Here is a 19,942-nt window from a genome sequence, read left to right as displayed (position 1 = left end):
CGCGAAATCATCATACTTTTTAATGCCGCAGTGCATCGGACGAGCGCCCGCTCGCGATGCGCGACCGCGAGCCCCGAGCCGCCGCGTTCTGCGCGCAACCCCTTGATCGACAAAGCGTTTTGCTCATCGCGATCTTGCGCGTCGCAGCACGTCATGTTGCAGGCGACGTCTGACGAATCGGGTAGAATCCGCGCTGCGCAAAAAATGCGTGCGGCGCGGCGCGCCGCAGATCGTCCCGGGGACGCGCCGAATCCGGCGTCCTGCCCGGCGCGGCGTCGAACCGTCGCCCGCCGCTCCTTGCCAGCCCGTTATGTCATCACACCCGAATTCCGACAGCTCAACCGCACAATCGAATCCCCCTCAGCTGCGCCGCAGCCTGAAAGCCCGTCACCTGACGATGATCGCGATCGGCGGCTCGATCGGCACGGGCCTGTTCGTCGCGTCCGGCGCGTCCATCTCGCAGGCGGGCCCCGGCGGCGCGATGCTCGCGTACCTGCTGATCGGCGTGATGGTCTACTGCCTGATGATGAGCCTGGGCGAGATGGCCGCGTTCATGCCGGTGTCCGGCTCGTTCGCGACCTACGGCGCGAAATACGTCGAAGAGGGCTTCGGCTTCGCGCTCGGCTGGAACTACTGGTACAACTGGGCGGTGACGATCGCCGTCGAGCTCGTCGCCGCGCAGCTCGTCATGCATTACTGGTTCCCGGACGTGCCGGGCGTCTGGTGGAGCGCGGCGTTCCTCGGCGTGATGTTCCTCCTCAACGTGCTGACCGTGCGCGGCTTCGGCGAGGCCGAATACTGGTTCGCGCTGATCAAGGTCGTCACCGTGCTCGCGTTCATCGGCGTCGGCCTGCTGATGATCTTCGGCATCCTGGAGGGCGGCCCGAGCAACGGCTGGAGCAACTTCACGATCGGCGACGCGCCGTTCGCGGGCGGTCTGCCCGCGATGATGGGCGTCGCGATGATCGCCGGCTTCTCGTTCCAGGGCACCGAGCTGATCGGCGTCGCCGCCGGCGAATCGGAAAACCCGCGCACGACGATCCCGCGTGCGGTGCGCCAGGTGTTCTGGCGGATCCTGCTGTTCTACGTGCTCGCGATTTTCGTGATCGGCGTGCTGGTTCCGTATACCGATCCGAATCTGCTGAAGAGCGACGTGACCGACGTCGGCGTGAGCCCGTTTACGCTCGTGTTCCGCCATGCGGGCCTCGCGTTCGCCGCAGGCGTGATGAATGCCGTGATCCTGACCGCGGTGCTGTCGGCCGGCAACTCGGGGATGTATGCATCGACGCGGATGCTCTACAACCTCGCGACCGAAGGCCGCGCGCCGAAACTGTTCGCGAAGCTTTCGGCGGGCGGCGTGCCGCGCAACGCGCTGTACGCGACGACCGCGGTGGGCGCGCTGTGTTTCCTGTCGTCGCTGTACGGCGACAAGACGGTCTATCTGTGGCTGCTGAACACGTCGGGGATGACGGGCTTCATCGCATGGCTCGGCATTGCGGTCAGCCACTATCGATTCCGCAAGGGCTTCATCCGCCAGGGCTTCTCGGTCGGCCAACTGCCGTATCAATCGAACCTTTATCCGTACGGCCCGATCTTCGCGTTCGCGCTGTGCATCGTGATCGCCCTCGGTCAGGACTACCAGGCGTTCCTCGCGAACAAGATCGATTGGGTCGGCGTGCTCGCGACCTACGTCGGCATTCCGCTCTTCCTCGTCGTGTGGCTCGGCTACCGGCTCTTCCACAAGACCCGTCTCGTTCGCTACGAAGAGATGGATATCGCGTCGTGGGTCGCCGAGCACGAACGCGCGGCGGCGCGCGATGCACGCGAAGCGGCGGCCGTGCGCGTGCCGTCGAGTCCTGAAGCGGCGTCGTAGCGCGCGGCGTCGCGCAGCGGGCATGCGTTCTCCGTTGCGATTTTGAAAAGCGGCCGCGCCCGGCTTCGGGCGCGGCCGCTTTTTTGAGTCTGAGTCGCGGGATGCCGTCGTTTTTTTCGAATTATTTTGTTGTTCGAGGACCGCCGACGCGCCGTTCGACGGCAGGCGGCAGTCTCGCCGCTCCGCGCGGGACACCGGCGTTTACGGCGCCGCGAACACGTCGGTGCGATTCGCCGCGTTGCCGATTTCGTTTGCACGAAGAACGGCACAATCGATGTTCCGCATGTGCCGAACCTCGCGTACAGCGAATGCCAATCGGTCTGCGCTTCGCCGGTTTTTCCTATGTGGTGATGCATCGAAATTGAACGCCATGCGCGTTACGCATTCGTCTTTCGTTCGTGCCTGGTTCGGATGCCGATGTATCGCGAGTGATGCATCGAATGCGATGCGGACGCCGCGTATGCGACATGCGGTGGGTCGCACGCGCGAACTCGGCGATTGCTGCGTCACGCGCGCCGGCTTGCGCGAGCGTCGCGCCATCGCGCGAGCGGACGCGTCTCGAACCAAGGCATTCCGAGCACGAACGCGATGCCGATCAGGCCGCCGGGCAGCACGTTGACGACACGTTCGGCGGCGACGGCGGAAGTGTGTGCCGCATGCAATACGGCCAGCGCACGAGCGCTTCACCTGTGCGCATCGGCGAGCGTGCGCCGGCGGACATGTCGTGCGATATCGAGGCGACCCTCTACGAATCGCCTATTTGGACGCCTTATCGTTAACCGGTTTCTTCCGTCGAAGACGATGCTTGCGGCCGAAAACGCCGCGGACCGGACGCGACGCACGACGCATGCCGGTGCCGCGAATCGCGGCGCGGCGTTTGAATCGTTTGAATGCGGCGTGTGCGCACCGACCAGGCGGCGCGCGGCGCGTGAACCGTCGTTCGGGCAATCGAGGAGCAGGCCATGCTGGCAGGAATGATGTTGATCGGATCGGTCGTGACGCTCGGCGTGTGGGCCGGCCGCAACCCGGTAGCCGTGCTGAACGCGGCGGCTCGCCGTGCGACGTTCGTCGGCCGCTTCGACATCGTCTACGGCGCGGGGCCGCGCCGCTCGCTCGACGTTTACGTGCCTGCCGGCCGCGGTGCGCCGGCGCCGGGCGGCGGCAAGCCGCCGCTCGTCGTGTTCTTCTATGGCGGCAGCTGGCAGAGCGGCCGGCGCAGCGACTACCGGTTCGTCGGCGAAGCGCTCGCGTCGCGCGGCTTCGTCGTGGCGATTCCCGATTACCGGCTCTATCCGGACGCGGTGTTTCCGGACTTCGTCGAAGACGCGGCCGCGGCGGTGCGCTGGGCGCGCGATCACGCGGCCGAGCTCGGCGCGGATCCGCAGCGTCTGTTCGTCGCCGGCCACTCGGCGGGCGCGCAGATCGCGACGCTGCTTGCGACCGACGGCCGCTTTCTCGATGCGCAGGGCCTCGACAAGTGCGATCTCGCGGGGGTCGTCGGGCTCGCCGGTCCGTACGATTTCCTGCCATTGAAGGACGCGACGCTGATGCGGGTCTTTCCCGAGCCCGTGCGCGAAGCGAGTCAGCCGATCCGCTTCGTCGACGGCCGCGAGCCGCCGATGCTGCTCATATCGGGCCTGTGCGACGCGACGGTGAAGCCGGGCAACACCGCACGGTTTGCCGCGCGCGTGGACGCCGCGGGCGGCGCGGTGCAGATCAAGCTCTATCCGCGCGTCGGGCACGCGCTGCTCGTCGGCGCGTTCGGCTTGCCGATGCGGCCTTTCGCGCCGGTGCTCGACGACGTCGCTGCGTTCGTGCGCACCGCGCCGCGCGTGCGGACCTGAAGCGGATCTGACGCGAACAGGAAACGCGCGGCGTCGTGCGCGAGCGTGACGCTTATCCTTGATCGCCACCGCCGACGGGCAGCACCGAGCCGGTCATGTAAGACGCCTCGTCCGACGCGAGAAACAGGACCGCGGCGACCTGCTCGTCGATCGTCCCGTAGCGGTGCATCAGGCTCGATGAAAGCGTCTGGTCGACGATCTCGCGATACCAGCGCACATCGTCGTCGCTCTGCGGTTCGGCGTTGCGCGGCACCTTGCGCGGCGGTGCGTCGGTGCCGCCCGCGGCGACCGCGTTCACGCGTATGCCGTGCGCCGCGTGCTCGAACGCGAGACTCGCGGTCAACGCGTTGACGCCGCCCTTCGCGGCCGCATACGGCACGCGATGAATGCTGCGCGTCGCGATCGACGACACGTTGACGATCGCGCCGCCGCCGCGCTCGATCATCCCGGGCAGCACCGCGCGACAGCACCACAGCGTCGGGAACAGCGAGCGGCGGATCTCCGCTTCGATCTGCGCGACTTCGTAGCGGTCGTACGGCTTCGTCCAGATCGTGCCGCCGACGTTGTTGACGAGCACGTCGATCCTGCCGAATGCGTTGATCGCCGCGCGCGCCATCGTTTCCGCGCCCGCGTACGTTTCGAGGTCGGCGACGACGGCGAGCGTTCGGCGGCCCTGCGACGCGATCTCGGCCGCGGCGTCGTGGACGAAATCCGCGCGGTCGACGAGCACCGTCGTCGCGCCCTCTCGCGCCGCGCGCAACGCGACGCCGCGGCCGATGCCCTGCGCGGCGCCCGTGACGATCATGACTTGGTGGTCGAAGCGGCCGGGTGCGTGGCGAGTATTCATGACGCGCTGCTCGACGAGAATTTTTCGAAGTACAGATTGGCCGGCGTGACGCCGCGCTCGCGCAGCCACGTTTGCACCGCGTCGACCATCGGCGCCGGGCCGCACAGATAGATGTCGACGTCGCCGTCGTTCAGCCATTCGGGCTCGACGTGCGCGGTCACGTAGCCCTTGCGCGGATGCGCGCTCGCGTCGTCGGCGACGCAGGTCCGGTATTCGAAGCCGCCTAGGCGGCGTTCGACGTCGCCTAGGCGGTCGAGCGCGACGAGATCGTCGTCTCGCGTGACGCCGTAGACGAGCCGCACGGGCGGCGCGTCGCCGCGCGCCGAGCAGACGTCGAGCATCGACAGGAACGGTGCGATGCCGGTGCCGCCCGCGAGGAACAGCGCGGGCCGTGCGGCGTCGCGAAGATAGAAGCTGCCGTGCGGGCCGGAGAATGCGATCCGCTGGCCGGGCGCGGCTTCGTCGACGAGATAGCGGCTCATCCGGCCGCCCGGCACGTTGCGCACGAGAAACGACACGCGCGCGTCGCCCGGCCGCGAGCTGAACGAATACGAGCGCGTCGTCGCGCCGACGCCCGGGACCTCGAAGTTCACGTACTGACCCGCGAGAAACGCGAGCTTCGCGGGCTCGTCGACGTCGATCGTGAAATGAATCGTCGATGCCGACAACCGCTCGATTGCGGAAAGCGTGCCTTCGTGGCGCACGGCGCCCGTCTTGCACGCGGCCGACGATGCGGGCACGTCGATCACGCAGTCGGAACGCGGGCGCGTCTGGCATGCGAGCACATAGCGCTGCGCGGCCTCGCCGGCGGTGAGCGCGTCCTCGATGTAGCTCGACTCGGGCAGGTCGTAATCGCCCGACTCGCAACGGCAGCGGCAGGTGCCGCATGCGCCGTCGCGGCAATCGAGCGGGATGTTGATCTGCTGGCGATACGCGGCGTCGGCGAGCGTTTCGCCTTCGCGGCACGTGACGAAGCGGGTGACGCCGTCTTCGAACTGGAGTGCGATGCGGTGTTCCATGATGCGTTCCTCGGGCGCGGCGCGTCGTGCGGCGCGCGGCCGGCTAGATGTGATAGATGTCGATCAGCTGGTTGATGTAGTCGTTCTTCAGGACGACGTACTTGCTGACGATCCTCGGCGCGTCGCCGGAGAAATCGATCGCGTAGCGCGACATCCCGAAATAGCTCGACACCGTCTTGTAGCGATAGCTGAGCGTGTGCCAGTTGAAGCGCACGATGTGCACGCCGCCTGCGACGCTTTCGAGCTCGACGTTCGCGACGTTGTGGCTCGTGCGCGTGTCGGGCATCGTCGCGCTCGAGCGCTCGGTCTTGATGCGGAACACGCGATCCTCGAGCCCTTGCCGGTTCGGGTAGTAGATCAGCGAGATTTCGCGCTGCGGATCGGTGACGAGCGTGTCGGCGTCGTCCCACGACGGCATCCAGAACACGGCGTCCGGGTGATAGCAGTCGAGCCACGCATCCCATTCCTTGTCGTCGAGCAGCCGGCATTCGCGGTGGAGGAACGCCTGGATGTCGGCGAGATCGATCGTCTTCATGCGCGGCTCCGTTCGGCGGCGAGCGCCTTTTTCATCGTCGCGATCCAGTAGCGGTGCTGGACCGTGTACAGCCCTTCGTCCTCGGTCTTCATGCCGCTCATCACCGGCTGGATGCCGATCCTGCGCGCGGCTTCGTCGGGGCCTTCGATCCAATGCGTCGCGCCGCGGCACATGTCGTTCCATTCGACCGCGCGGCCCGCGTAGCCTTGCTGGCACGCGCGGAATTCCTCGAGATCGTCGGGCGTCGCCATCCCGCTCGCGTTGAAGAAGTCCTCGTATTGCCGGATGCGCCGGGCGCGCGCGTCGGGCGCTTCGCCCTTCGGCGCGATGCAGTAGATCGTGACCTCGGTGCGGTTGACGGCGAGCGGCCGCAGCACGCGGATCTGCGAGCCGAACTGGTCCATCAGATAGACGTTCGGGTACAGGCACAGATTGCGCGAGTTCTGGATCATCCAGTCGGCGACGTCGCTGCCGCAGCGTGCGGCGAATTCGTCGCGACGATCGAAGTTCGGCCGGTCCTCCGGGTTCGCCCAGCGCGACCACAGCAGCATGTGGCCGTGATCGAACGCGTAGAAGCCGCCGCCCTGGCGTCCCCACTTGCCGGCATCCATCGCGCGGATCGAGTCTTCGTGTTGCGCGTCCGTCTTGCGGTGATTGACGGTCGCCGCATAGTTCCAGTGCACGGCCGACACGTGATAGCCGTCGGCGCCGTTCTCGGCGGTGAGCTTCCAGTTGCCTTCGTATGTATACGTCGACGACCCGCGCAGCACTTCGAGGCCGTCCGCCGACTGGTCGACGATCATGTCGATGATTCGCGCGGCGTCGCCGAGATACGCGGCGAGCGGCTCGACGTCCGGATTCAGGCTGCCGAACAGGAAACCGCGATAGTTCTCGAAGCGCGCGACCTTCTTCAGATCGTGCGAGCCGTCGCGATTGAAGCAGTCCGGGTAGCCGGCTTCTTCGGGATCCTTTACTTTGAGCAGCTTGCCGCTGTTGCTGAACGTCCAGCCGTGGAACGGGCATGTATAGCTCGCGCGGTTGCCGCGCTTGTGGCGGCATAGCATCGCGCCGCGATGCGTGCATGCGTTGACGAAGGCGTTCAGCTCGCCCTGGCGGTTGCGCGCGATCACGATCGGCTGGCGGCCGATGTTCGTCGTGTAGTAATCGTTCGCGTTCGGGATCTGGCTCTCGTGCGCGAGATAGATCCAGTTGCCTTCGAAGATGTGCTTCATCTCGAGCTCGAACAGCATGTCGTCGGTGAACGCGCTGCGGTGCAGCCGGTAGTCGCCGCGCATCTTGTCTTCGACGAGGAAGTCGTCGATGCATCGCAGTGCCGGATGACGATCCGGGTAGATCGGGATCATGGGGGGCGTCTCCTGATGGGCTCTGATCGTGACCGGCGCGGGTCCGGACGATCGGTTCGGCGCTGCGCCGCAACGCGCGCCGTGCGGAAAACCCGGATGGAGCTACGATGCTTCGCAGGTATAGTGCACGACAACGACGCGGTCAGAATGAGGATAGTTGCCGGCAAAACGGTGCGTCCAACACTGATTGAGTATCGGATCGATATCCAAGAGGTATGAAGATGGAGCTGCGGCATTTACGCTACTTCGTCGCGGTCGCGGAGGAGCAGAATTTCACGCGCGCGGCGGAGCGCCTGCACATCGCGCAGCCGCCGCTGAGCCGCCAGATCCAGCAACTCGAGGACGCGCTCGGCGTGATGCTGTTCGAGCGGCACGCGCGGCCGCTGAAAATGACCGACGCCGGGCGCTTCTTCTATTCGCACGCGGTGCAGCTGCTCGCGCAAACGGCCGAGCTCGAATCGATGACGAAGCGTGTGGGCAAGATCGAGCGCTCGCTGTCGGTGGGCTTCGTCGGTTCGACGCTGTACGGGATGCTGCCGCGGATCATCCGCCGCTTTCGCGACGAATACGGCGAGGTCGAGCTGAGCCTGCACGAGATGTCGACGATGGATCAGATCAAGGCGCTGAAGGAGGGGCGGATCGACGTCGGCTTCGGCCGCATTCGTCATGAGGATCCGAGCGTGCGGCGCATCGTGCTGCGCGAGGAGCGGATGATCGTCGCGCTGCCGGTCGGGCATCCGCTCGAAGCGGCGAAGCCGTTGCTGTCGCTGCACGATCTCGTCAACGAGACGCTGATCATCTTTCCGAAGACGCCGCGGCCGAGCTACGCGGACCAGGTGCTCGCCGCGTTCCACGATCGCGCGCTGAAGCCGCAGAAGATCTACGAGACGCGCGAGCTGCAGATCGCGCTCGGGCTCGTCGCGGCGGGCGAGGGCGTATCGGTCGTGCCGCGCAGCGTGCATGGGCTCAAGCGCGACGACGTCAGCTATAAGGAGCTCGACGATCCGAATCTCGTGTCGCCGATCATCATGAGCACGCGGATGCTCGACGAATCGACGGACATTCGCGCGATGCTCACGTTGATTTATCAGTTATATGACGAATTCAACATGGAGTATCAGCCGCCGCACGAATGAGCGGGCGGTGCGCGGAACGACGCGCGAGCGCGCCCGGACCGAATCGCGGCCGAGCCGGAGATCGGCTTGCGGGCGCATGACGCGCGGCGCGTTCGCGCTCGGCATTCGTTAGCCTGACAAAGCGTTTCGCCGTGACCTAGAATCCAACCATAACTTCATCCAATGCGCAGCATCGTCGCTTTCGACGCGATTCATCCCAAGGGAAGTTCGATCGTCAAATCGCTTCACGTCTCATGCGAGGAGGGCATCATGGCTCGCAAATACATCGATTGCCGGGAGTTTCCGAGCGAAATGCACTGCACCGTCGCGATGTCCGCCGATTCGGACGACGAATTGCTGGATGCGGCCGTGCAGCACGCGGTCACGGTTCATCATCATGCCGATTCGCCGGCGTTGCGCGCTCAACTGAAGACGCTTTTCCACGACGGCACGCCGCCCGTCGATGCGCCGCGCCAAGCGTAGCGTCGACGGAACGACCGACGCGTATCGACACGTATCGGCGCGCATCGGTCCACGGGGGCGCATGTCGAATCTGCCCGGGCGCGCGCGAATCCGCTGCCGCGCCGGTGAGTCGGTACGCGGACGCGCGTTTTGTACCCGGATGCAGCGGCATGCGCCGCCGGCCGCGCGGCGGGCTGTCTTTTTCCTTTCGCGCCGAACGTCGCTGCGTCACGCAGACGATTCGGCGCGCCTCATCGCCGCGACGAGCGTCCGGAATCCGACCCAGCCCCAGTAGACCCGGTGGCGCGCGATGCGTCCGCCGACGACGTCGATCGATTCGATCAAGTCGACCTGATCGCCGTGCGGCGTTTCGCGCGGATATTCCCAGATCAATTCGGCGTCGCGCGGCTGACCGAGCCTGGCGATCTCCGTCGGTTCGGACAACGCGAAGCCGTCGTGCATGCAAGTCGGCACGCGCTGCGTCAGCGACGTTGCCGCGCAATCGAGTCCGCGAAGCACGTGCGCCGGCCGGAAGTCGCGTGGCTCGCGCAGCACATGTTCGCGGTCGCGCGGAGGTCGGCGAGCGATGCGTTCATGACATGACCGCGAACGTGCGGCGCGCGCCGTTCACGGCTCGACGTCGCCCGCCGCCCCCCGATACGCGCTGGGCGTTTGCCCCGTCCACTTGCGGAACGCGCGCGTGAAGTTCGCCGGATCGGTGAACTGCAGGCGTTCGGCGATCGTCTTCAGGTCGAGGTCGGACGCGCGCAGCAGCCGGCGCGCGTCGCGCAGCCGCGCTTCATCGACGAGCGCGCGATAGCCGGAACCCGCATCGAGCAGGCGCCGCCGCAGCGTGCGCGTCGACATCAACAGCCGCTTCGCGAGCGCGTCGGGCCCCGGATAGCCGTGCGCCGGCAGCGTGAGCTCCGCGCGCACGCGCGCGACGAGATCGCCTTCTTCGTGACGCACGTCCGCATATTCGCGCTCGACCTGCGCGAGCGCCTGCTGGTGCGCGACTTCGTCCGCCATCGGCAACGGCCAGTCGAGCGCGTCGCGCGATACCCACAGCGCGTTCGCCGCGCAGTCGAAGCGCACGGGCGGCAGCCGGTCGCGGTAGCGCGCGTGATAGTCGGGCGCCGGCCACGCGAACTGCAGCTCGACCGGCGGGGCGGCGCGCCCTGTCACCGTGCCGACGTTCTGCGCGATCCCGGTCAGCACGATCTCGAACATCGCGTGATGCTGGAGCACCGGGTTCGCCTGCACGGCGTGCAGCGCGAGCGTTGCGCCGTCGTCGCGCTCCGCGTACTGCAACCGGTATTGCCGGTTGCGCATCCGGAAATAGCGCGCGTTCACGAGCAGCGACGCGCGCAAGTCGGCCGCCGTCAGCGCCGCGTAGCCGAGAAAGCCGTGCACCGACATCCGCAGCCGCAGCCCGAGCTCGAAGCCGATCCCCTCGTCGCCGCTCAGCCGGATCGCGTTCAGCACGAGCCGGCCCCATTGCGACGGCGCGACGCGCGCGTCCGGCTCGCCGAGCACGTCGTCGCGCAGGCCGGTGCCCGCGCGGGCGTCGCGCGCATCGATGCCGCGCTCTTCGAACACCTTCAGCAGGTGCCGCAGATACGCGACCGGAATCGTCGGCCGGCGCAGGCCCAGATGGTCTTTCGTCGATCGCCGCGTCATCGTGTCGTGAACCGGCCAGGAATGGCCAAGATTGGCCATAAATGACAAGCATTATGGCTGTTTGACCCCTCACGGACAAGCGGCGCGCGCCCCTACGATGTCACGATCCCGATACTTCCCACAATACGCGATGACGACCCCGTTTCCACACCTGCTCGCCCCGCTCGATCTCGGCTTCACGACGCTGCGCAATCGCGTACTGATGGGGTCGATGCATACGGGCCTCGAAGACAGCCGCAAGACGCTGCCGCGTCTCGCCGACTATTTCGCTGAGCGCGCGCGCGGTGGCGTCGGCCTGATCGTCACGGGCGGCTTTGCGCCGAACGTCGCCGGCTGGACGAAACCGTTCGGCGGCACGTTGTCGACGGCATCGGCCGCGCGCCGGCATCGCGTGATTCCGGACGCAGTGCACGCGGAAGGCGGCAAGATCGCGCTGCAGATCCTGCATACCGGCCGCTACGGTTATCACCCGTTCGTGGTCGCGCCGACGCGGCTCAAGTCGCCGATCTCGCCGTTCACGCCGCACGAGCTGACCGCGCGCGGCGTCGAACGGCAGATCGGCGCGTTCGTGCGTTGCGCGAAGCTCGCGCGCGACGCCGGCTACGACGGCGTCGAGATCATGGGCTCCGAAGGCTATCTGATCAACCAGTTCATCTCGCTGCATACGAACCAGCGCACCGACGAATGGGGCGGCTCGTATGCGAACCGGATGCGCCTGCCGGTCGAGATCGTCGAGCGCACTCGCGAAGCGGTCGGCCGCGACTTCATCATCATTTATCGGCTGTCGATGCTCGACCTGATTCCGGACGGCAGCGACTGGGACGAAGCCGTGCTGCTCGCGAAGGCGGTCGAGCGTGCGGGCGCGACGCTGATCAACACCGGCATCGGCTGGCACGAGGCGCGCGTGCCGACGATCGCGACGTCGGTGCCGCGCGGCGCGTTCGCGTGGGTCACGAAGAAGATGAAGGGCGAGGTCGGCATTCCGCTCGTGACGACGAACCGGATCAATCGGCCGGAAGTCGCCGAGCAGATCCTCGCGGATGGCTGCGCGGACATGGTGTCGATGGCGCGGCCGTTCCTCGCCGACGCCGAGTTCGTGAACAAGGCGGCCGAAGGGCGCGTCGACGAGATCAATACGTGCATCGGCTGCAATCAGGCATGCCTCGATCACGCGTTCAAGAACCAGATCGCTTCGTGCTTGCTGAATCCGCGCGCGTGTCACGAATCGGACCTGAACTATGCGCGCGCGGCGAACGCGAAGCGGGTCGCGGTGATCGGCGCCGGTCCCGCCGGCCTCGCGTGCGCGACCGTGCTCGCGCAGCGCGGGCATCGCGTCGAGCTGTTCGACGCGGCGGCCGAGATCGGCGGCCAGTTCAACATGGCGAAGCGCATTCCGGGCAAGGAGGAATTCCACGAGGCGCTGCGTTACTTCGCACGACAGATCGAACTGACGGGCGTGCAGCTACGTCTGAATCGCCGTATCGACGCGGCCGAGCTGATCGCGGCAGGCTACGACGACGTCGTGCTCGCGACCGGCGTCGCGCCGCGCAATCCGCGCATCCCGGGCCAGGATCATCCGAAGGTGCTGACCTACATCGACGTGCTCGCGCGCAACAAGCCGGTCGGCGCGCGCGTCGCGGTGGTCGGCGCGGGCGGGATCGGCTTCGACGTCTCCGAGTTTCTTGTTCAGGATGGCGAATCGCCGACGCTCGATCTCGACGCGTGGAAGGCCGAATGGGGCGTCGCCGACCCCGCGCTCGTGCGCGGCGGCGTGACGCGCGGCGAGGTCGCGCCGCCCGCGCGCCGCGTCACGCTGCTGCAGCGAAAGGCGACGCGGCTCGGCAAGGGGCTCGGCAAGACGACCGGCTGGATTCACCGTGCGACGCTGAAGATGAAGCAAGTCGAGATGATCGGCGGCGTGAACTACGAGCTGATCGACGACAAGGGGCTGCACGTGACGTTCGGCAAAGAGCGCGCCGACCCGACCGTGATCGAGGCCGATACGATCGTGATGTGCACGGGGCAGGAATCCGAGCGCACGCTGTACGAGCCGTTGAAGGCGGCGGGCGTATCGGTGCATCTGATCGGCGGCGCGGAACTGGCCGCCGAGCTCGATGCGAAGCGCGCGATCGACCAGGGTTCGAGGCTCGCCGCCCGGCTGTGAGCGAGGCGCGCGTCCGTGCGTCGCGGCGCTACTCGCGCAGCGGTTTGCTTCGGCGATAGCGGGCGCGTCGCGGCGATCGAGCGTCGAGACGCATCTGCATCTGCATGCATTCGAGCGTGCGCGGCAGGCCGGCGTCCGCGCGCCGAGTATCCCGGCTCGTCGAATCGGGCGACGTGACGGATCGCGATCGCCGGTTCGATCTTTCATCATGTCGGCGCTTGACGTGCGGCAGCGATTCGAACGTGAAGCACGGTCGATTGCGTGGCGTCGACGTTGACAGCGATGACGCGTGTCCGCCGACGCGCACGACGCATGCAATCGCCGTCGCCGCGTTTGCGATCTCGCCGAACAAACCACCCCGCACGCACGTTGCCGATTGCACGGCCGATCGCATCGACGGTCCCGTTCGTCATCGGCGAGCGCCTTCTCGCACATGCATGCGCGCGTACGCAACCACGCTGCCCTCCGCATCGAGACAAGCCGCGTCATCGCTGTGACAACGTGTCACACTATCATTTTCTGCAAAGATGATTTGTCTCATTGACGGATTTTCATCTCGTTCGCCGGCCGTATGATGCGAGCGCTTCCGCGAATCGGTCGTCCGCCGGTTCGCTCGGACTGCGATACATCTGATGCTGGCAAATGTGATGAATAGAAAGGCTTTCAAAGGCTTGTCGTTGTTCGGTGCGATCGGTGCGCTCGCCTCGCTGTCCGGCTGCGGGCTCGACGTGCTCGATCCGAAAGGCGCGGTCGGCGCCGCGGAGAAGTCGCTGATCGCGACGTCGACGTGGGCGATGCTGATCGTCGTCGTGCCGGTGATCTTCCTGACGCTGCTCTTCGCGTGGCGCTACCGCGCGTCGAACCGCAACGCGACCTACGCGCCGAAGTGGGCGCATTCCACCGCGATCGAGATCGTCATCTGGACGGTGCCGTCGCTGATCATCCTGTTCCTCGGCATCCTCACGTGGAAGACCACGCACGAGCTCGATCCGTACCGGCCGCTCGAATCGTCGGTGAAGCCGATCGACGTCGAGGTCGTCGCGCTCGACTGGAAGTGGCTGTTCGTCTATCCGGATCTCGGCATTGCTTCGGTGAACCAACTGGCGGTGCCGGTCGGCACGCCAGTCAATTTCCGGATCACGTCCGACGCGGTGATGAACTCGTTCTTCATCCCGCAGCTCGGCACGCAGGTCTACGCGATGGCCGGCATGCAGACGCGCCTGCATCTGATCGCCGACGAGCCGGGCGATTTCGCCGGGATGTCGGCGAATTACAGCGGCCGCGGCTTTTCCGACATGAAGTTCCGCACGCTCGCGACGCCGCGCGACGCGTTCGACGCGTGGGTCGCGAAGGTCCGCGCGTCGTCGGACCGGCTCGACATGACCGCGTACAGCCAGCTCGCGCAACCGAGCGAGAAGCAGCCGGTGCGCTACTACTCGACGGTCGATCCCCGGCTGTTCAACAACATCATCGCGAAGTACAACGATGGCCGCGTCCTGGACCTGACGGACGCCGCCTGTCGGACGAAGAGGTAAGCATGTTCGGTAAATTGACGCTTTCGGCGATCCCGTTCGATCAGCCGATCATCATGGGCGCGGCCGCGTTCATGGGGCTTGTCGTGCTCGCGATTCTGGGCGCGCTGACCTATACGAAGCGCTGGAAATGGCTGTGGACCGAGTGGCTGACGACCGTCGACCACAAGAAGCTCGGCGTGATGTACATCATCGTCGCGCTGGTCATGCTGCTGCGCGGCTTCTCGGACGCGATCATGATGCGCCTGCAGCTCGCGCTCGCGTACGACGCGCCCGGCTATCTGCCGCCGCATCACTACGACCAGATCTTCACCGCGCATGGCGTCATCATGATCTTCTTCATGGCGATGACGTTCATGATCGGCCTGATGAACATCATCGTGCCGCTGCAGATCGGCGCGCGCGACGTCGCGTTCCCGTTCATCAATTCGCTGAGCTTCTGGATGACGGCGGTCTCGGCGATCCTGATCAACATCTCGCTCGTGGTCGGCGAATTCGCGCAGACGGGCTGGCTCGCGTATCCGCCGCTGTCGGAACTGCAGTTCAGTCCGGGCGTCGGCGTCGACTATTACCTGTGGGCGCTGCAGATATCCGGCGTCGGCACGCTGCTGACGGGCGTCAATTTCTTCGCGACGATCATCCGGATGCGCGCGCCCGGCATGACGCTGATGAAGATGCCGGTGTTCACGTGGACCGCGCTCTGCACGAACGTGCTGATCATGGCGTCGTTTCCGATCCTGACGGTCACGCTCGCGCTGCTCGGCCTCGACCGCTATCTCGGCATGCACTTCTTCACGAACGATGCCGGCGGCAATCCGATGCTGTATCTGAACCTGATCTGGGCGTGGGGCCATCCGGAGGTCTACATCCTGATCCTGCCCGCGTTCGGGATCTTCTCGGAAGTGGTCGCGACGTACGCGAAGAAACCGCTCTTCGGCTACAAGACGATGGTCTATGCGAGCTGCGCGATCATGGTGCTGTCGTTCCTCGTGTGGCTGCACCACTTCTTCACGATGGGCTCGGGTGCGAACGTCAACGCGTTTTTCGGGATCATGACGATGATCATCGCGATTCCGACCGGCGTGAAGGTGTTCAACTGGCTGTTTACGATCTACCGCGGCCGGCTCGAATTCTCGACGCCGATCCTGTGGACGATCGGCTTCATGGTGACGTTCACGCTCGGCGGGATGACGGGCGTGATGATGGCGATCCCCGGCGCGGACTTCGTGCTGCACAACAGTCTGTTCCTGATCGCGCACTTCCACAACGTGATCATCGGCGGCGTGCTGTTCGGCTATCTCGCGGGCTTTAACTACTGGTTCCCGAAGGTGTTCGGCTTCAAGCTGAACGAGACGCTCGGCCGGGCCGCATTCTGGTTCTGGCAGGTCGGCTTCTACGTCGCGTTCGTGCCGCTCTATGTGCTCGGCTTCATGGGGATGACGCGGCGTCTGAACCATTACGACAATCCGGCCTGGCATCCGTGGCTCATCGTCGCCGCGTTCGGCGCCGTGCTGATCGCGATCGGCATCGCATGCCAGCTGCTGCAGCTCGTCGTCAGTCTGCGCGATCGCAAACAGCCCGAGAACCGCGATGTCACGGGCGACCCGTGGGGCGGCCGAACGCTCGAATGGGCGACGTCGTCGCCGCCGCCCGCGTACAACTTCGCGACGATTCCGAGCGTGCGCGCGCTCGACGAATTCGCGCACCGCAAGGAGCGCGGCCCCGGCATCGGCAAGCAGGCGGAGTATCGCGACATCCACATGCCGTCGAACACGAGCGCGGGCCTTTTCGTCGGCGTGTTCAGCCTGGTGCTCGGCTTCGCGGCGGTGTGGCACATCGGGTGGCTCTCGATCGTCGGGCTCGCCGGCATCGTCGTCACGGTGATCGCGCATAGCGCGAGCGACAACGACGGTTATTACATCCCGGCCGATACCGTTCGCAAGATCGAGGAAAAACGCGGCGGCGCGCGCTTCGCCGCGCGGCCGGCGGAAGCCGAACTGGAGGCAAACTGATGTCGTATCAATCCGTGAGCGCCGCTCATCATCAGGCTGCGCACGACCATCCGCCGTCGCATTCGGTGTTCGGCTTCTGGCTGTATCTGATGACCGACTGCGTGATCTTCGCCGCGCTGTTCGCCGTGTTCGCGGTGATGGCGCATCAGTTCGCGGGCGGCCCGACGGCCGTCGACCTGTTCGACATCCCGGGCGTCGCGCTCGAGACCGCGCTGCTGCTCGTCAGCAGCATCACGTACGGCTTCGCGATGATCGGCGCGCAGCGCGGCCGCCGCGGCGCGCTGCTCGGCTGGCTCGCGGTGACGTTCGTGCTCGGCGCGGCCTTTCTCGCGATGGAGCTGCGCGAGTTTTCGCACCTGATCGCCGAAGGCGCGGGGCCGCAGCGCAGTGCGTTCCTGTCGTCGTTCTTCACGCTCGTCGGCACGCACGGGCTGCACGTCGCGATCGGCCTCTTGTGGATGGCCGTGCTCGCGTTTCAGGCGATGCGCCGCCCGGCGCTGACCGAGCGCGACATTCGCCGGCTCACCTGCCTGAGTCTTTTCTGGCACTTCCTCGACATCGTCTGGATCTGCGTGTTTTCCTTTGTCTATCTCGCGAGCGTGATCTAAATGACCGATACGCACCTCTCTCACGACGGCGAAGCGCACGGCACGGCGGGCGGCTACGTCGCCGGGTTCATCCTGTCGGTCCTGTTGACGGCGGCGTCGTTCGGACTCGTGCTGAGCGGCGCGCTGTCGTCGCACGCGTCGCTGATCGCGCTCGCGGCGCTCGCGTTCGTGCAGATCGTCGTGCACCTCGTCTATTTCCTGCACATGAACGGATCGTCCGGCCAACGCTGGAACGTGATGGCGTTCAGCTACACGGTGCTGACGGCGGCGATCCTGATCGTCGGCACGCTTTGGGTCATGCACAACGTCGGCATGAATATGATGTCGCGTTGAGCGTGAATCTCGCATGCGCCGCGTATGCCCGGTGCATGTGAAAAAGCGCGGGCGCACGGAGAACAACCGTGCGTCCGTTTCATTTTGCGCGGCCGACGCGATGCGCCGCTCAGCGATCGTCGTCGTGGATCGACGACGGATGCCGGCACAGCGCGCGCACTTCGATCCGCATGTACGGGAAGAGCGGGAGCTGGCTCAGCACGTCGTGCAGATGCGCGGGGCTCTCGACGTCGAAGACGCTGACGTTCGCGTAGCGGCCCGCGATGCGCCACAGGTGCCGCCACACGCCTTCGCGCTGCAGCCGCTGCGCCATCTCCTTTTCTTCCGACTTCAGGCTGGCCGCCTTCACCGGATCGATGTCGGCGGGCAGGTCGACGGTCATTTCCACATGAAACAGCATGGTTTGCTCCTTGCGATGAACGTTGCGGCGACGCCGCTCACGCCTGCGCGCGAACGCGCTCGACTTCGCTCGCCGGCACGTCGCCGCGCTCGTGCGTCAGCGAGAAGTCGAAGTCGATCAGCGCGAATTGACCGTCGATTCCGTAAGGCTTGCCTTGCGCGCCTTCGGCCTGCTTGATCTCCGGAATCAGGCCCTCGCGCGTCGCGAACGCGAAGTCGTCCCAGATGTGCGGATCGCCTTCGATGTTGATCTGCGTCGTCAGCTTGCGATGGCCGGGCGCCGACACGAAGAAGTGGATGTGCGCGGGACGGTGGCCGTGGCGGCCGAGCTGGCCGAGCAACTGCTCGGTCTTGCTGCCGGGCGGCACGCTGTAGCCGACGGGCAGCACGCTGCGGAAGCTGTAGCGGCCATCGGCGCCGGTGCGGATCGAGCGGCGCAGATTGAACGCCGGCTGCGATGGATCGAAGTACGAATAATTGCCGAGATGGTTCGCATGCCATACTTCCACGAGCGCGTTCGCGAGCGGCTTGCCGTCGTCGCCGAGCACGCGGCCGCGCATCAGCAGCGTCTGGCCGGGATCGGCGCCGTCGTCGAGACGCGCATGGCCGACCGTTTCCGGCGCGCCGGCGACGTACAGCGGCCCTTCGATCGTGCGCGGCGTGCCGCCTTGCAGGCCGGCCTTCGCTTCCGCTTCGTCCATCCGCACGTCGAGGAAGCGCTCGAAGCCGAGGCCGGCCGCGATCAGGCCGAATTCCTTGCCTGCTTCGTTCAGGTAGTTGAGCGCGGTCCAGAATTCGCTCGGCTGCACGTCGAAATCCTCGATCGTGTGGAACAGGTCCTTCACGATCCGGTTGACGATCGCGCGCACGCGCGGGTTGCCGGGATGCGTCGCGGCGTCGTCGAACGACTTCAGCAGGGCGTCGATGGCTTCCTTGTTCATCTGCGTCTCCAATATCAATGAATGTAGGCGTGGGTCAGCGGGACCGGCGTCGCATCCGCTCGATGCGGGCCCAATCGAAAGCGATGCCGAGACCGGGAGCGGCCGGCAGGTGCAGCTTGAAATCCTCGTAACGCAGCGGCTCGACGAGGATCTCTTCGGTCAGCAGCAGCGGGCCGAACAGCTCGGTGCCCCACTTGAGCGAGCCGAACGTGCTGAAGAGCTGCGCGGACGCGATCGTGCCGGCCGCGCCTTCGAGCATCGTGCCGCCGTACAGATCGATGCCGGCCGCGGCCGCGATCGACGCGACGGCCGCGGCGCCTTGCAGGCCGCCCGATTGCGCGATCTTCACCGCGAACACGTCGGCCGCGCGGTCGCGCGCGAGCGCGAATGCGTCGACGGGGCCGTGCAGCGCCTCGTCGGCCATGATCGGGATGTGCGCGAGCGCGGTCAGGCGTTTGAGGCCCGCGCGGTTCGTCGCGACGATCGGCTGCTCGACGAGGCTCACGCCCGCTTCCGCGAGCCGCATGCTCGCCCACACCGCTTCGCTCTCGGTCCACGCCTGGTTCACGTCGACGCGCACGTCGCCGTGCTCGCCGAGCGCGCGCTTGATCGCGACCACGTGCGCGACGTCGTCGGCGACCGCGCGCGCGCCGATCTTCAGCTTGAACGCGCGATGGCGGCGCGCTTCGAGCATCGCTTCGGCCTCCGCAATGTCGCGATCGGTGTCGCCGCTCGCGAGCGTCCACGCGACGTCGAGCGCATCGGTCGCGCGGCCGCCGAACAGCTCGGACAGCGGCACGCCGAGCCGGCGCGCCTGCGCATCGAACAGCGCGGTCTCGAGCGCGCATTTCGCGAAGCGGTTGCCCTGGAACAGCTTGTGCGCGCGCGCCATCGCGGCGCCGGGGCGGGTCGCGTCCGCGCCTTGCAGCAGCGGCGCGAAATAGGTGTCGATGTTCGTGCGGATGCTCTCGGGGCTTTCCTCGCCGTACGCGAGGCCGCCGATCGTCGTGCCTTCGCCGACGCCTTCGATACCGTCCGAGCATCGAACGCGGACGAGCACGAGCGTCTGGCAGTTCATCGTCGCGACCGACAGCTTGTGCGGCCGGATCGTCGGCACGTCGACGAGCAGCGTCTCGATGCGGTCGATGGTGATGCCTGTTGCTATCATCGAAATCCTCCTGTCGCGCACATGGTAGAAACAAACGCGCGACGGC

17 protein-coding genes and 2 pseudogenes are annotated in these 19,942 nt (G+C 66.3%); 9 read left to right on the top strand and 10 right to left on the bottom strand.

Annotated features, from left to right (window positions below; all coding sequences use genetic code 11):
• Positions 1–310: 310 nt before the first annotated feature.
• Positions 311–1,873: an amino acid permease gene (locus tag WS70_RS29300; RefSeq protein ID WP_059472585.1), complete on the top strand. Its 1,563-nt coding sequence runs from the start codon at positions 311–313 to the stop codon at positions 1,871–1,873.
• 506 nt (positions 1,874–2,379) lie between these two features.
• Here WS70_RS29300 and WS70_RS33755 read toward each other — a convergent pair.
• Positions 2,380–2,514: pseudogene (locus WS70_RS33755) on the bottom strand (FUSC family protein); the annotation flags it as partial.
• Between the two features lie 321 nt (positions 2,515–2,835).
• On the opposite strand from WS70_RS33755, the gene WS70_RS29290 reads away from it, so the two are divergent.
• Positions 2,836–3,717 (top strand): alpha/beta hydrolase, encoded by an 882-nt coding sequence (locus tag WS70_RS29290; RefSeq protein WP_059472586.1) that lies wholly within the window; start codon positions 2,836–2,838, stop codon positions 3,715–3,717.
• A 52-nt stretch (positions 3,718–3,769) separates the two neighbouring features.
• Here the strand turns inward: WS70_RS29290 and WS70_RS29285 are convergent, their stop codons facing one another.
• Genes WS70_RS29285 through benA form a run of 4 tightly spaced genes read right to left on the bottom strand, consistent with a single transcriptional unit; the run spans position 3,770 to position 7,482 of the window.
• On the bottom strand, positions 3,770–4,564 hold the full coding sequence (locus tag WS70_RS29285; protein ID WP_059472587.1) for a 1,6-dihydroxycyclohexa-2,4-diene-1-carboxylate dehydrogenase: 795 nt from the start codon (positions 4,562–4,564) through the stop codon (positions 3,770–3,772).
• Positions 4,561–5,583: a benzoate 1,2-dioxygenase electron transfer component BenC gene (benC, locus tag WS70_RS29280; protein WP_059596977.1), complete on the bottom strand. Its 1,023-nt coding sequence runs from the start codon at positions 5,581–5,583 to the stop codon at positions 4,561–4,563. The genes WS70_RS29285 and benC overlap by 4 nt, the downstream gene beginning before the upstream one ends.
• Positions 5,584–5,626: 43 nt before the next feature.
• The gene (benB, locus tag WS70_RS29275) at positions 5,627–6,118 is read right to left on the bottom strand and encodes a benzoate 1,2-dioxygenase small subunit (RefSeq protein WP_059596978.1); all 492 of its coding nucleotides are present in this window, start codon (positions 6,116–6,118) and stop codon (positions 5,627–5,629) included.
• Positions 6,115–7,482, bottom strand: coding sequence for a benzoate 1,2-dioxygenase large subunit (gene benA / locus WS70_RS29270; protein ID WP_059472590.1), 1,368 nt, complete (start codon positions 7,480–7,482; stop codon positions 6,115–6,117). Before benA ends, benB begins: the two co-directional genes overlap by 4 nt.
• A 221-nt stretch (positions 7,483–7,703) precedes the next feature.
• Between benA and WS70_RS29265 the strand changes: the two genes are divergently transcribed.
• Both WS70_RS29265 and WS70_RS29260 read left to right on the top strand, forming a co-directional pair.
• A complete protein-coding gene (locus WS70_RS29265) occupies positions 7,704–8,618 on the top strand; it encodes a LysR family transcriptional regulator (RefSeq protein ID WP_059472596.1) in 915 nt (304 codons plus the stop codon).
• Positions 8,619–8,867: 249 nt separating this feature from the next.
• On the top strand, positions 8,868–9,080 hold the full coding sequence (locus WS70_RS29260) for a DUF1059 domain-containing protein (RefSeq protein ID WP_059472597.1): 213 nt from the start codon (positions 8,868–8,870) through the stop codon (positions 9,078–9,080).
• A 207-nt stretch (positions 9,081–9,287) separates the two neighbouring features.
• Here the strand turns inward: WS70_RS29260 and WS70_RS33750 are convergent.
• Both WS70_RS33750 and WS70_RS29245 read right to left on the bottom strand, forming a co-directional pair.
• Positions 9,288–9,455: pseudogene (locus WS70_RS33750) on the bottom strand (nuclear transport factor 2 family protein); the annotation flags it as partial.
• A gap of 231 nt (positions 9,456–9,686) precedes the next feature.
• Positions 9,687–10,739: an AraC family transcriptional regulator gene (locus WS70_RS29245; protein WP_059596979.1), complete on the bottom strand. Its 1,053-nt coding sequence runs from the start codon at positions 10,737–10,739 to the stop codon at positions 9,687–9,689.
• A gap of 130 nt (positions 10,740–10,869) precedes the next feature.
• On the opposite strand from WS70_RS29245, the gene WS70_RS29240 reads away from it, so the two are divergent.
• The 5 genes from WS70_RS29240 (at position 10,870) to cyoD (ending at position 17,388) form a co-directional block, all read left to right on the top strand.
• Complete coding sequence (locus WS70_RS29240; protein WP_059472593.1) at positions 10,870–12,903, top strand: NADPH-dependent 2,4-dienoyl-CoA reductase; 2,034 nt, start codon at positions 10,870–10,872, stop codon at positions 12,901–12,903.
• A 647-nt stretch (positions 12,904–13,550) separates the two neighbouring features.
• Positions 13,551–14,438 carry a ubiquinol oxidase subunit II gene (gene cyoA, locus WS70_RS29230; protein ID WP_108034096.1) on the top strand — a complete coding sequence of 296 codons (888 nt, stop codon included), beginning with the start codon at positions 13,551–13,553 and terminating at the stop codon, positions 14,436–14,438.
• Between the two features lie 2 nt (positions 14,439–14,440).
• Positions 14,441–16,447 (top strand): cytochrome o ubiquinol oxidase subunit I, encoded by a 2,007-nt coding sequence (gene cyoB / locus WS70_RS29225; protein ID WP_059598525.1) that lies wholly within the window; start codon positions 14,441–14,443, stop codon positions 16,445–16,447.
• Positions 16,447–17,055 carry a cytochrome o ubiquinol oxidase subunit III gene (gene cyoC / locus WS70_RS32585; RefSeq protein ID WP_059598526.1) on the top strand — a complete coding sequence of 203 codons (609 nt, stop codon included), beginning with the start codon at positions 16,447–16,449 and terminating at the stop codon, positions 17,053–17,055. The genes cyoB and cyoC overlap by 1 nt, the downstream gene beginning before the upstream one ends.
• On the top strand, positions 17,056–17,388 hold the full coding sequence (cyoD, locus tag WS70_RS32580; protein ID WP_059472655.1) for a cytochrome o ubiquinol oxidase subunit IV: 333 nt from the start codon (positions 17,056–17,058) through the stop codon (positions 17,386–17,388).
• A 109-nt stretch (positions 17,389–17,497) separates the two neighbouring features.
• Here cyoD and catC read toward each other — a convergent pair whose 3' ends face one another.
• The 3 genes from catC to WS70_RS29200 are packed head-to-tail and all read right to left on the bottom strand — an operon-like array spanning position 17,498 to position 19,896.
• Positions 17,498–17,788, bottom strand: coding sequence for a muconolactone Delta-isomerase (gene catC, locus WS70_RS29210; protein WP_059472656.1), 291 nt, complete (start codon positions 17,786–17,788; stop codon positions 17,498–17,500).
• A gap of 37 nt (positions 17,789–17,825) precedes the next feature.
• On the bottom strand, positions 17,826–18,728 hold the full coding sequence (gene catA / locus WS70_RS29205; RefSeq protein WP_059472920.1) for a catechol 1,2-dioxygenase: 903 nt from the start codon (positions 18,726–18,728) through the stop codon (positions 17,826–17,828).
• Positions 18,729–18,762: 34 nt separating this feature from the next.
• Positions 18,763–19,896: a muconate/chloromuconate family cycloisomerase gene (locus tag WS70_RS29200; RefSeq protein WP_059472657.1), complete on the bottom strand. Its 1,134-nt coding sequence runs from the start codon at positions 19,894–19,896 to the stop codon at positions 18,763–18,765.
• Positions 19,897–19,942 lie beyond the last annotated feature (46 nt).

This window comes from Burkholderia mayonis, from assembly GCF_001523745.2.
In the GTDB taxonomy this organism is placed as follows: domain Bacteria; phylum Pseudomonadota; class Gammaproteobacteria; order Burkholderiales; family Burkholderiaceae; genus Burkholderia; species Burkholderia mayonis.
This window is presented reverse-complemented; position numbering and strand designations above follow the sequence as displayed.

Bases quoted from the DNA above. Each gene is read 5' to 3' on its own strand.
- WS70_RS29290 (WP_059472586.1), top strand. From the start codon at position 2,836: ATGCTGGCAGGAATGATGTTGATCGGATCGGTCGTGACGCTCGGCGTG.
- WS70_RS29285 (WP_059472587.1), bottom strand. From the start codon at position 4,564: ATGAATACTCGCCACGCACCCGGCCGCTTCGACCACCAAGTCATGATC.
- WS70_RS29260 (WP_059472597.1), top strand. From the start codon at position 8,868: ATGGCTCGCAAATACATCGATTGCCGGGAGTTTCCGAGCGAAATGCAC.
- catC (WP_059472656.1), bottom strand. From the start codon at position 17,788: ATGCTGTTTCATGTGGAAATGACCGTCGACCTGCCCGCCGACATCGAT.
- WS70_RS29245 (WP_059596979.1), bottom strand. From the start codon at position 10,739: ATGACGCGGCGATCGACGAAAGACCATCTGGGCCTGCGCCGGCCGACG.
- cyoC (WP_059598526.1), top strand. From the start codon at position 16,447: ATGTCGTATCAATCCGTGAGCGCCGCTCATCATCAGGCTGCGCACGAC.
- WS70_RS29265 (WP_059472596.1), top strand. From the start codon at position 7,704: ATGGAGCTGCGGCATTTACGCTACTTCGTCGCGGTCGCGGAGGAGCAG.
- benC (WP_059596977.1), bottom strand. From the start codon at position 5,583: ATGGAACACCGCATCGCACTCCAGTTCGAAGACGGCGTCACCCGCTTC.
- cyoD (WP_059472655.1), top strand. From the start codon at position 17,056: ATGACCGATACGCACCTCTCTCACGACGGCGAAGCGCACGGCACGGCG.
- catA (WP_059472920.1), bottom strand. From the start codon at position 18,728: ATGAACAAGGAAGCCATCGACGCCCTGCTGAAGTCGTTCGACGACGCC.
- WS70_RS29200 (WP_059472657.1), bottom strand. From the start codon at position 19,896: ATGATAGCAACAGGCATCACCATCGACCGCATCGAGACGCTGCTCGTC.
- benA (WP_059472590.1), bottom strand. From the start codon at position 7,482: ATGATCCCGATCTACCCGGATCGTCATCCGGCACTGCGATGCATCGAC.
- WS70_RS29300 (WP_059472585.1), top strand. From the start codon at position 311: ATGTCATCACACCCGAATTCCGACAGCTCAACCGCACAATCGAATCCC.
- benB (WP_059596978.1), bottom strand. From the start codon at position 6,118: ATGAAGACGATCGATCTCGCCGACATCCAGGCGTTCCTCCACCGCGAA.
- WS70_RS29240 (WP_059472593.1), top strand. From the start codon at position 10,870: ATGACGACCCCGTTTCCACACCTGCTCGCCCCGCTCGATCTCGGCTTC.
- cyoB (WP_059598525.1), top strand. From the start codon at position 14,441: ATGTTCGGTAAATTGACGCTTTCGGCGATCCCGTTCGATCAGCCGATC.
- cyoA (WP_108034096.1), top strand. From the start codon at position 13,551: ATGAATAGAAAGGCTTTCAAAGGCTTGTCGTTGTTCGGTGCGATCGGT.